9 protein-coding genes are annotated in these 12,046 nt (G+C 39.7%); 4 read left to right on the top strand and 5 right to left on the bottom strand.

The features are described 5' to 3' along the window. Positions 1 to 114 precede the first annotated feature (114 nt). The gene (locus AC21OH_RS07975; protein WP_487370804.1) at positions 115 to 927 is read left to right on the top strand and encodes a 3'-5' exonuclease; all 813 of its coding nucleotides are present in this window, start codon (positions 115 to 117) and stop codon (positions 925 to 927) included. A 102-nt stretch (positions 928 to 1,029) separates the two neighbouring features. On the opposite strand, the gene AC21OH_RS07970 is transcribed toward AC21OH_RS07975, so the two are convergent. After that, positions 1,030 to 2,040 carry an alpha/beta hydrolase family protein gene (locus AC21OH_RS07970; protein ID WP_487370805.1) on the bottom strand — a complete coding sequence of 337 codons (1,011 nt, stop codon included), beginning with the start codon at positions 2,038 to 2,040 and terminating at the stop codon, positions 1,030 to 1,032. Positions 2,041 to 2,506: 466 nt separating this feature from the next. On the opposite strand from AC21OH_RS07970, the gene AC21OH_RS07965 reads away from it, so the two are divergent. Continuing rightward, positions 2,507 to 3,088, top strand: a complete 582-nt coding sequence (locus AC21OH_RS07965; RefSeq protein WP_486536144.1) for an LOG family protein — start codon at positions 2,507 to 2,509, stop codon at positions 3,086 to 3,088. A 130-nt stretch (positions 3,089 to 3,218) separates the two neighbouring features. Here AC21OH_RS07965 and AC21OH_RS07960 read toward each other — a convergent pair whose 3' ends face one another. Continuing rightward, positions 3,219 to 5,060: an FAD-dependent oxidoreductase gene (locus AC21OH_RS07960; RefSeq protein ID WP_487370806.1), complete on the bottom strand. Its 1,842-nt coding sequence runs from the start codon at positions 5,058 to 5,060 to the stop codon at positions 3,219 to 3,221. 431 nt (positions 5,061 to 5,491) lie between these two features. On the opposite strand from AC21OH_RS07960, the gene AC21OH_RS07955 reads away from it, so the two are divergent. Further along, positions 5,492 to 5,917, top strand: coding sequence for a DUF1294 domain-containing protein (locus AC21OH_RS07955; RefSeq protein WP_487370807.1), 426 nt, complete (start codon positions 5,492 to 5,494; stop codon positions 5,915 to 5,917). A gap of 401 nt (positions 5,918 to 6,318) precedes the next feature. On the opposite strand, the gene lspA is transcribed toward AC21OH_RS07955, so the two are convergent. The 3 genes from lspA to yihA form a co-directional block, all read right to left on the bottom strand. Next, on the bottom strand, positions 6,319 to 6,939 hold the full coding sequence (lspA, locus tag AC21OH_RS07950) for a signal peptidase II (protein WP_487370808.1): 621 nt from the start codon (positions 6,937 to 6,939) through the stop codon (positions 6,319 to 6,321). Continuing rightward, positions 6,932 to 9,805 (bottom strand): isoleucine--tRNA ligase, encoded by a 2,874-nt coding sequence (ileS, locus tag AC21OH_RS07945; protein ID WP_487370809.1) that lies wholly within the window; start codon positions 9,803 to 9,805, stop codon positions 6,932 to 6,934. Before ileS ends, lspA begins: the two co-directional genes overlap by 8 nt. Positions 9,806 to 10,053: 248 nt before the next feature. Continuing rightward, the gene (yihA, locus tag AC21OH_RS07940; protein WP_487370810.1) at positions 10,054 to 10,752 is read right to left on the bottom strand and encodes a ribosome biogenesis GTP-binding protein YihA/YsxC; all 699 of its coding nucleotides are present in this window, start codon (positions 10,750 to 10,752) and stop codon (positions 10,054 to 10,056) included. A gap of 507 nt (positions 10,753 to 11,259) precedes the next feature. Between yihA and AC21OH_RS07935 the strand changes: the two genes are divergently transcribed. Then, positions 11,260 to 11,688, top strand: a complete 429-nt coding sequence (locus tag AC21OH_RS07935) for a c-type cytochrome (protein ID WP_487370811.1) — start codon at positions 11,260 to 11,262, stop codon at positions 11,686 to 11,688. Positions 11,689 to 12,046 lie beyond the last annotated feature (358 nt).

The raw sequence follows: 12,046 nt of genomic DNA, 5'->3' as shown, positions 1-12,046 counted from the left end.
CGTATAATAGCAAATAAAGATTAGAATATAACTAGGGCGTGGTGACCCTTAAAACAGGGCGCTTGAGTTTTGAGGTCACTGTGCCAGCAGCAGCATACAATCTAAGGTGAATAAATGAGCGGCAATAATACTCATCAAAGTGCGCTAGTGATAGATACCGAAACGGATCAAGGGCGCAATCCTAGACCCATTCAGGTAGCAACGATAGATGCCATAACGGGTCATGAATGGATGTCATATTTTAACAGCGGGCGTTCTATATCGCCGGTAGTGACCAAAATTCATGGCATCACAGATGAGGATGTGGCGGGACTAGAGGCGTTTAATCTCAATAAGATGACATTGACAGATTATCTTATAGGTCATAATGTACGCTTTGATTGGGGTGTGATAGGTAGACCTTCTGTAAAACTCATATGTACAGTACGTCTTGCTCGCGTAGCCTTTCCAGAATGGCATCGATATTCGCAATCAAAATGTATCGAACAGCTTATCGGAACCGAAAAAGCTGCACAAATGACTGCGCACGCACATGATGCCTTAGGCGATGCACGTATGTGCTATTTGCTCTATCAAGCCTGTTGCGAACGGCTAAAAATAGAAGTAAATGACTTTGCAGCGGCACACAAAATATCTAATAATGCCAAACCGGTAACGCGTATGCCTTTTGGTAAACATAAAGGCGAGCTTGTGAGTGAGCTGCCCATCCATTATGCAAGATGGATGCTAAAGAATATACCTAACTTAAAGCCATCATTATATTCGGCATTACAGCGGCGTATTGACAAAGAAGCGGACCAAAAAGCTAATCTTAAAACTGACCAAAAAGCTGAACAGCAATCTGTCATTGAAACCACTAAAAAATCTGACAAAGAAGCTACTATAAAAGCTACAAAGAAATCAAATAGCCCTCAAAACAGTCCTTAAAATAGCAATTAAAATAGAACCTACTACTAACGCTGGCAAAGAATTAATAGCTAAAGCTTCGCAAACAGCATACTCAATAAGTTCTATCTAAACTTTATGATATTAAGCAGTTTTAGGGTCACTACGTTTATCATGTGACTCATGACTGTGAGATAGTATCCAGTCTGTAGCCATCTCCCACAAGTGAGGGGCTTTAGCATACACTTTACGACTAAAGTATTTCATGTGACCGATTGAGCTTACCCCTAATTCTTTAGGATCAAACATGCATTTTTGGACAGGCATGGCGGTAAATACGGCAAGCATGTCCTCTAAGTTTTTAGCATTAGCGATATCATCATCCGTAAAGTTAACCCATAACCCAGGGATATCAAGCTCGTTATAATAGTGGGTAAAAATAGTATCACCGAAGGCTGTTTTTACATACCCTTTGCCATTACACCAGTCTCGCCACTGTTTTGCAACGCCACGCGGTAGGGGTTGTCCCATACCAAATTTGTGAGATGGCGTATACCCAAGCAGCATATTGCCTACTGGAATAACACCATCCATAAATAATATGGCTTGAGCTTTAAAAGGCATGTCCATATTCTTAATACGTCCAGATGAACACGAGACATTAAACACCGAAGATAAAGCCTTGTAATTAGGCATCAGACCTATCAGCTGACCACCAGCGCTATGGCCGACTAAATGATAACTGGCATTTGGAAACTCATCTTGTAGCACCTCCAATATGGAGGTAGCATCATGACGCCCCCAAGTTATTAAAGACGCATCACATTTTGATAACTCACCTATTAAAGAGTCGCCAATCCCTTCATTATCATAGGTAATGACTGCAAACCCTTGATCAGCGAGATAACTTGCAAAGCTGTTATAAAAAGAGCGCTTGATACCTGTGGCAGGCCCTATCATAACGGCATTGCCGATGTCTTCATGACTCGTATTGCTAGGGACATATAAACTGGCAGTTAAGGGCTGATTACGCTCAGTAATAACAGTCAAGGTCATTTTATTAATCGGCGATGGGTTATTGTTAGTTGTTGACGGTTTATTCGATTCAGTTAGACTTTTTGCTTGAGTTTTTTGTGCGGTATTCGTATTGTTCATAATTACTGCCCTGTAAGTATTGTCTTATTTAGTTATGGTTCAGGTCGTAATGATTCAAAGTATCTATCATAAGAGATTTACGCGAAATTAGGTATAAAAGTTTTGAGATCATTAACTGTCATGTCGCCATTGAATGTCATCTCGCAAAGCTATGAAACATAGTGAAAAGGTTTGCCTAATCAGACTATGATATTATAAATGATTAATTATATAGACGATAAAGGCTGTAATAAAACCTCTCTTAAGAATCAATAGCCACTAAGGTGTTAAAATACTTTAACAATTCAAACGTATAATAAATTTTAAAATAATATAAAAAATTGAACCCAATAATTCATGATGATATAAGGTGATAAGATATATGAGCCAATCTGCAATAGATTCTGCTGAAAATGAAAAAAATAGCCCTAAGATATTTACCAGTAAAGATGTTGAGCACGTCAGTGACGTTGTTGATAAGACGTCAATGGATCAACCCTTAGTTGCTGTGTATTGCGGGTCTCGTGTTGGCAAAAATCCAGTTTACGAAGCGGCGGCTAGAGAGCTTGGAACGGCACTTGCAGATAACAATATGGGGCTTGTATATGGTGGTGCAAGTATAGGTCTAATGGGCGCTGTAGCAGATACAGTGATTGAAGGTGGTGCGCATGCTGTGGGGGTAATACCTAACTTTATGTTGAATCATGAAATCGCACACGAAGGGTTAAGCCGATTACATTTAACGGATACCATGCACACGCGTAAAGCTATTATGGCAGAATATGCGGATGCTTTTATCACGTTACCCGGCGGTTTGGGTACATTAGAAGAAATCATGGAAATTGCCACATGGCGTCAACTTTTTCAGCATGAAAAGCCGATGGTTATTTTAAACATTAATGGTTTTTATGACCCATTAATAGCACATCTTAAGCACACTGCTGCAGAAGGGTTCATGAGTGAACAAGACCTTGATAGGCTGGTCGTATGTAATGACATCAACTCAGCCATGGAATTATTAAGTAAGGTCGTTCACATAGTCAATCCCATAGCCACTCACAAAATTTAGATTATGGCTTTAGGTACTGATTGAATATATTTTGTAAACCTGTTTTATCATCGATTCTGTTTTATCATCAATATAGTGTGGTTTGCAATAATTTATTAAGGACGCTTTTAAGTAAAAATTTAAACGCTATCTATAGCATATATGCATTTATCAACCCTGACATCGCTGGCGGGTAATCACGCTTTTCAGCCAATGTCAAAGCAAGCTCATCAATTTGACGCGAGGTAGTATTAGATAAGTAAGACCACTTATGATGATGCCGTACATCAAATTGTTCAGGGTGTTCAACTATCAGCTGGTGAGAAGTTAACTGTTCAACGATGTCGTCCGCTGCGGTAAGAGCAGAAGATGCTTTCACATTTTCAGCTCTTGCATAATGCAAGTCTGGATATAAGCTGACATCGGCAACTCTTAAAGCATCATTTTTACCTGGAATCTGTTGTCCTCCGTATAACGCATTATTAGTCGGATTTGCGGTTGCAAAATTTGGAACAAATTCACTAACTTGTTCAATGGCGCGCTCACTACGACTTTTTAGGGTTTCTGGATTCCAGCCTTCATCAATATAGTCTATAAATTTTGGCTTAAGTTCTGGCTGTGCATCGTCTTCGGTATTTGCCACTAGTCCATCATTAAAGAGTGTTACTGCTTTATTCATACTGTGTATTTGATAATACCCTTGTGGGTATGGGGTCAGTTGGACCATACCATGAGGCGTTCCTCGCTCGCCATGTATGATAATTTCAGGTAACCAAAGAGCGTCATTTACAGACTCCATATTAGGAACTGATTGACTGTCCCAATGCGTAATGTAAGAGGCTTTAAATTCAACCATCCTTTCAACAGGTACGCCTACCATGTTATCAATGACGCCAGTCCTAAAACCACACGCATTGATTAGATAATCAACGGTAACACTACCTTCGTTCTGTTCATCATTATCAGTGTCATTCTGGGTAGCATACGATTCAGCGCTACTATTTATAGCGTTAATAGTTTCAGAGTTACTGGTTTCAGTTTGGCGCGTTTTAGTTTGGTTAAAGTTAATAAAATCAATTTGCCATTTATCTACCTTAATGTCTTGGTTGTCTGCGTCTGTGGCAAGAGAGTTGCTAATAGAGGCGTGGATAGAGTCACTGCTAGAGGGACTGTTAAAAGTATCGTGGGAAGCTTCTTTAGTGTCAGTTCTCTTAGCATCATTTGCGATAGTGTTAGGAATATCAGTTACATTAGTAACCTCAGTGTTTAACATCAGATTCATATTAGAATAGTTATTTAATGCTATCTGAGCCGATGCCGCCAATCTAAATATGTTCCAGCCGTATTCTCTGACTGCAACTATAGGATACTTTAACTTGTCTAGATCTAATTGAGCCGCCGCAGCCGCTACCCATTCGTCCATATGTTTAGGTAATTCACCCGCTGGTAGCGAATGTGATTCAATTAAAGCTTCTAACCTGTCACGATCATAAAGTTTGTAATAGTCTTCAGGTTCACCCAGTACTTTGTTTGCTGGATCTTCAGCAATCATGTTACTGTATTCTTGAGTGAGTAACTGCAATCTGGGTACCAAATCTTGTGGATCGCCAGGGTCTCGTTTGGGTATGGCAATGACTGTTGGGCGAACATCGATACTGTGTGGGTATAGTCTTAACATATCTATGGATTGTTTAAGAAGCTCGACACCGTCTTCATCGGGTATATCACGGTATAAATTACCCCCTGCATGTAAGTGACACATAGGCGGCCCATCGATTAAGCTTGCTTTTGTTTCAAACAAATACGTCTCTACACCTAAAGCTGCCAAGCGTAAAGCGATTGTTGAGCCAGCAACACCGCCACCAACGATGCCTACTTTAAAAGCACTATTAGATTGAGAGTAGCTATTTTTGCTAGCAGATGAAGTTTTGGTTTGAGCTGGGTTGTTAATGGTTGATTGTGCGTCTGTACCGTTTAAGTGTGATTTTTCCATTATATTTATATTCTACCTAATGCGTGAATTTTAAATGTTTGGTATTAAACTTGGGCGTGTCCCTAATTGATACTCCTAAGATTACTGGCAAAAAATGTCTATATTCTCGCTAATCTTTGCAAATTTTAAGAAAATATATTTATATTCTCTGCAAAATTTAATGTGATTAGCAAAAATCTATCTTATTTTTAGCCTCACCAACCAAATATGGATACGCCCTAGATATTTTTGTTATTTATAATCAGTTATCGAAATTTATATTAGTATGGATTGTTTAAAAAGACTAACATTACATTAAGCAAATAGCATACCAAATCTAGTCAAGCATGACTGTTGTACCGAAGTAGTTGACTGTGGCATATATATAATCCATGTCTATAATTTGCAACTTAAAATTATAAAATACATTGAATCTAATAAATGAGTTAGAGATGAGCGAACAACACCTTAAAAGTAAAAAACAATATCGAAAGAAGCGAAGACAACCGTACCCAAGGCATAATCAAAATAAACACTGGTTATTGGGTGCAGGGTTTTTTGTGGTATTAGCAATATTAGCGTTAAACAACGATATCAGCTGCGGCGTTGTAGGTTGGTATATTGCGGTAAGTATAGTGACTTATTTTATCTATTATAAAGATAAACGCGCCGCGCAGCGAGGGTCTTGGCGTATTCCAGAGATAACCTTGCATTTATGGAGTCTGATTGGGGGATGGGTAGGTGCGCTAATTGCACAAAATTCGCTACGTCATAAAACAAAGAAATCAAGTTTTAAAACCGTTTATTATCTCACGGTTATTTTAAATTTGACGGTATTAATATATTTGATGTTGAATACGCAGCATATCAATCTTTAGACAACCCCTAGACTTATTAATACGGTGTTAGAAGTTAGGTTTAATGAACAATAAAGAAGCTAAGACATTAGCGCAATCAACGTTTCACTTATTGTTTTTAATCCATTAAACTTTTAAGAGTAGTAGATAAAGGTTTTTTTGATTATTAGTATAAAACAAAGCTTTTTCACCATGCTCAGTTTTTTACATTTCACGAGTAATTTACATGTCAAGTGGGATAAACTTTTTTGAGGTTTAAATAAAAGAGATCAATTATGATCTCTTTAAAGTCTATATACAGGGAGGAATATGCAAATATGAATTATGAATACATTCCGAGTCTATTTATACTCTGATTTAAACTAAACATCTAAACTAAACTTTTAGACTAGGTATCCAAACTAAAAATAAAAACAGCTGATTTAATCAAGGCGATATTTAGCATTTCTTTTACTTTCTAAAAATAGCATATCAATCACGGCCATGGCAACACCAATACAAATGGCAATATCCGCAATATTGAAGATAGGGTAGTGCCATACATCTGCGTAATGCACATGGATAAAATCGATGACTTTACCAATACGTAGTCGATCTATTAAATTACCAATAGCACCGCCTAATATCAACGCCAAACCCATATTCAAAAGTTTGGCTTGTCTTGGTGCCTTTAATATATAGCTGATTAATAGGATAGATATCACGACAGATATTCCCGAAAAAAACCATTTTTGCCATCCCCCTTGATCCGCTAAAAGACTAAAAGCAGCGCCATAGTTATAAGCCAAGGTCCAGTTTAAAATGGGTTCTATAACTGGTATAGGTTCATGAAAATTAAGTTTGGTATTCGCTAGCCATTTGGTCCATTGATCCAATCCTATCACTACAAGGGCCAATGAATACCAGGTCCATGCTTTACTGCCATTAGGTATTAATTTTGGTCGCTTAAGAGCACTAGGCTCAATGCTAGCATAAGCAGGGTTAGGCTGGTCTGATTCGGTCTCTTGCATGACAATTTGCCTCTCTTCAATATGATTAGGCATAGTAACGTACCTCTCCTGGGCCTTCAATATTGGAGACACAGCGCGTACAAATTTGATCATGTTTTGGATCTGAGCCGACATCAGTACGTACGTGCCAACAGCGAACACATTTTGTACCTTCTGCTGCAGCAACTGTTACGCGCAGGTTTTCCATATCTGTATTTTCACCATATACATCCCCACCTTGTCCGCCAGTTTCGTTAGCCGACGCGTTAGAATTTAAAGGCAATAATTTGGCTGAGCTGGTGATAAGGACAAATCGCAGCTCATCTTGAAGTTTCGCCAAGCTATCATAGACCTCGCCTGCAGCATAAATAGTGACACCAGCGGATAAGTTGGCATTGATTAACTTCGCTTCACGAGCGCTTTCGATGACTTTATTGATGGCATCTTTGGCTTCTAAGATGACCGCCCAATCGTCCTCGCTAATCTTATCCATAACAAAATCAGGCAACTTATACCAGTCTTGGGTGAACACATAAGCATTCACGCCCGTTGCGTTATCTTTTAACAATACTTCCCAAGCTTCTTGAGCAGTAAAGCTTAATATAGGCGCAATCCAGCGTAACAAGGCATGCGCAACATGGTACATTGCCGTTTGCGCTGAGCGGCGCGGTTTGCCATCAGTCATCGTAGTATATTGACGGTCTTTAATAATATCTAAGTAGAAGCCGCCTAAGTCTTGTGAGCAAAACGCAGTCACTTGTTGTGTCACTTGGTGGAAATCCATCGCATCATAAGCGTCAATAATAACTTTTTGAGCTTTTTGCGCACGATGCATAATGTATTTATCCATACTTACCAGCTCATCCATCGGTAAGCTATTGGTCTCTGAATTGAAGTCATCAGTGTTGGCTAATAAAAAGCGTAGCGTATTGCGGATACGGCGATACATATCGGTTGCACCCTTAAACGCTTGTTTACCCGCATTCATCTCATAACGGTAATCACTTGATGCAATCCACATGCGCAGCATATCAGCACCAGTTTTGTTGATTTCATCTTGCGGATTAATAATATTACCTAATGACTTACTCATCTTACGGCCATTTTCATCGACCACAAAACCATGCGTCAGTACTTGCTTATAAGGTGCGCGGCCGTACATTGCCTCAGAGGTAAGTAGTGAAGTTTGGAACCAACCACGGTGCTGATCTGAACCTTCTAGGTACATATCCGCCGGATTTCTTAACGCATCATCTTGCTCTAGTACAGCAAAGTGCGTGGTGCCAGAGTCAAACCAAACGTCTAAGGTGTCAGATGATTTGACATAGTCTTTGGCATCGTCACCAATAAACTGCTCGGCATCTGCATCAAACCACGACTCAACACCGCCATTTTCAATCACTTGTGCAATGTCTTCCATGATGTCAAGCGTGCGAGGATGTAGCTCATCGGTGTCCTTATGCGTAAAGAACGGGATAGGTACGCCCCAAGTACGCTGGCGAGAGATACACCAGTCTGGACGACCATCAACCATGGCTTCAATACGGTTTTGACCCCAAGCTGGTGTCCAAGTCACATTTGGAATATCGGTTAGTGTTTGCTCACGCAAAGTATTGCTACGACCGTCTACTTGATGGTCCATACGAATAAACCACTGCGGGGTAGCACGGAAGATAATAGGGGTTTTGTGGCGCCAACAATGCGGGTAGCTGTGCTCCATTTTATAGTGCTTTAATAGATGACCGCTCTCACTTAATGTATCGATGATTTTTGGTTGCGCTTTATAGATATGCTCACCAACAAACACTTCTGCTGTATCAAGATAAACACCATTACCAGCAACGGGATTGGTCACTGGTAAATCGTAGCGTAATCCAACCACGTAGTCATCCGCACCGTGTGCAGGCGCGGTGTGCACTAAGCCTGTACCGCTTTCGGTCGTAACATGATCGCCCAAAATAATAGGCACTTGTCGCGACTCAATGAGCGGATGTTGAGCCTTAATTAACTCAAGCTTGTCACCGGTTAGGGAGCTCACCACGCCTTCATTTTCAAACCCCAATGCGTTAAGAGCGTCATCAACCAAATCAGTTGCTAAGATGAGATTGCCTTTAGTGGTTTTAACCACGCTGTATTCAAAGTCCGCACTTACCGTAATCGCTTGGTTGGCTGGTAGCGTCCACGGTGTCGTGGTCCAGATGACCGCTAAGGTTTTATCAGAGTTGCTCTCAGGTAGAATTTGAGACGGATCAACGATTTCAAATGACACATAGATAGCGTCAGAGGTTTTGTCTTCGTACTCAACTTCTGCTTCAGCAAGTGAAGATGAACAGTCCAAGCACCAGTTCACTGGCTTCATGCCACGCGTCACATAGCCATTGGCATAAATTTTACCCAGCGCACGTACGATATTGGCTTCTTGCTGGAAGTTCATGGTAAGGTACGGGTTTTCCCAGTCCCCGAACACCCCTAAGCGTTTGAAGTCAGCCATTTGTAAGTTGACTTGACTGCGAGCATATTCGCGGCACAGTCCACGAAATTCAGTAGCAGAAACCTTTTTTCCAACTTTACCTACTTTGGCTTCTACTTTTTGTTCAATCGGTAGTCCATGACAATCCCAACCGGGCACATAAGGAGCATCATACCCTGATAGCGTTTTTGATTTGGTAATGATGTCTTTCAGTACCTTGTTAACCGCATGGCCCAGATGAATCTGACCATTTGCATACGGAGGACCATCATGCAAAATATACTTTTCTCTTCCTGCTTTAGCGGCACGAATCTTGCCATATACATCATCTTCTTCCCACGCTTTTAGCCATTCAGGCTCGCGTTTTGCAAGGTTACCACGCATTGGAAAAGCCGTATCGACTAGATTGAGCGTGTCTTTATAATCAGGAGTTGAGTTTTTTTCTGTCATAGAAGTCGTCTTATTTAATAAAGTAAAAGCTGAGTTTATAACTGGGTAGTTAGGAGTATTAGGGAAGTTAGGGATACGGCCCAGATATACCCTTATATTAATATAGGTTTGATATATAAATGTAGAAACATTATAAGTTAAAACCACATCATAGTGAATCAAGTCGCTATCAGCATGGGTTAAGTTTATGGATTAAAACAATATAAGGTTAAACCATAGGACTAAAACCATTATTCAAATATCGAGAGTTAATCAGACGGTTGTAAGGGCTTTGCATTATTGTCTATATGCAACCAGTTACCCATGACCTCTACAAGCTCATCCACGCCCTCTTTTTTCAGAGATGAAAATAACTGAATAGAGAAGGGAAGGTCTAACTTCTCCATGTCACGTTTGGTATTTAGCAAAATGTTTTTTGCAGGACCATATTTAAACTTATCGGCTTTGGTTAGCAGTACGTGCACAGGCAGTTCACCATCTTTGGCCCAATGTAGCATTTGCTCGTCAAAAAACTTTAAGGGATGTCGGATATCCATCAAAAGCACTAAACCAGACAAACTTTCACGAGAAACCAAATACTCTTCAAGTTCAGTTTGCCATACCACCTTCATCTTTTCAGGTACAGCGGCGTAACCATAACCGGGTAAATCAACCAAACGCGCTTCTTTATTACCAATCGTAAAGAAGTTAATCATTTGAGTACGCCCAGGCGTCTTTGAGGAACGTGCTAATTGACGCTGATTGGTCAATACATTAATAGCGGATGATTTGCCTGCGTTAGAGCGCCCCGCGAAAGCAACCTCATAACCCACATCTGGTGGGCACAATTTAAAGGTCGGCGCAGACATCAAAAATTCAGTTTGCTCTAACCGTTTACGCGCCGATAAGTGCGATAAATCCTGCGGCTCAGTAGGTTGAGGTTCGACCTTTAATGATTTTTTACTCATAGTCTTTCTCAGATCGGGCTATTAAAAACTATTATTATAGCGATTCTTATGCGTTAATCCTAATTAGTTGTAAAGATATTGAACAACAAAAAAGTTTTATGAGCCAAATAAGCTTATAAAAACCCAATAGATAACTTTAATGATTGATATTCTAGAATAAATCACCATAATAAAAGTATATTCAGTGAATATGTGTTTACTGAAAAATACTTAAGGTTCTTTCTATCAAATTATGTTTTAAGAGTCTTAAAGGATACCTCACTCTCAACTCTTTGCGTAGGCTGTGGCTTTAACCCAGCATATTTAGTTAAAAGATACGTTTTGATGTGCTAAATGCACCAGCCTACATTTGATTGTAATAAGTTGAGAGTGGGGTAAAGGATGTTTGCGAGTAATTGTTTACAAGTGATTGTTTAAAAGTAATTGTTTAAAAGTAATTGAGTACAAACAATTAGGTTAGTAAACCTTAGTTTAAACTTGCGACATCAGATATCAAGGAGACTACTTATGAGACTGTCTATGCGACCTTCCATTAATGTACTAAATGAAGTATCTATTAATAATGCATCAAATCATGATGTAGCAGGGTATGAACTCGTCCCTATACATAAAGTATCAACTGCTAAAATGATAAAAAATTTAAGGTTAATGGTTTTATCTGTGGTAGGAGTAATGTTTTGGGCGGCGCCTACGCTAGTAAATGCCAATATCGATACCACATATCAAGACAGCTGTGCCACTTGCCATGACTCAGGCGCTTTCAAAGCACCTAGAACTGGAGATACTGCTGCATGGGCGAAGTTGAAGTCGGAAAAAGGCATACCTAATTTGCTTAATACGGTAAAAAATGGGGGCAGACAGATGCCCGCTGGCGGGCTGTGCCCTGACTGTACCGATGAAGACTACGAAGCACTTATCGAATATATGTCTAAATAATAGGTATCTAAACCCTGTTTAAATTAAGGTTTTTTGATGGATAGGGTCTGTTGAACATTCAAATATGGAACTGGCGGCGGTTATTTTTTAGGCAATATGTAAGGAAATTTTAGTCACTTAGTTATTCTAAGTTAGAACCCCTAATTATTTAAAGTCACAATATATTGACAAAAAATAGACCCGCCCCGTAGGGCTGATGCTAAAATTACCCCAAACGTTGTTATAAACCTAGCTAAGGTCCAATACGCTTCGGGCATTATCATCGGTTTATGCCTAGTTTGGAACAATTTTAGCTATCAGCAGTCCTAGTATTTGAATGTTCAACAGACCCTAAAACTTATTGAGGGTATTATTTGTA

The organism is Psychrobacter sp. CX10 (assembly GCF_057621575.2).
Note: the sequence above shows the minus strand (reverse complement) of the source record. Positions and strands in the feature narration are given on the sequence as shown.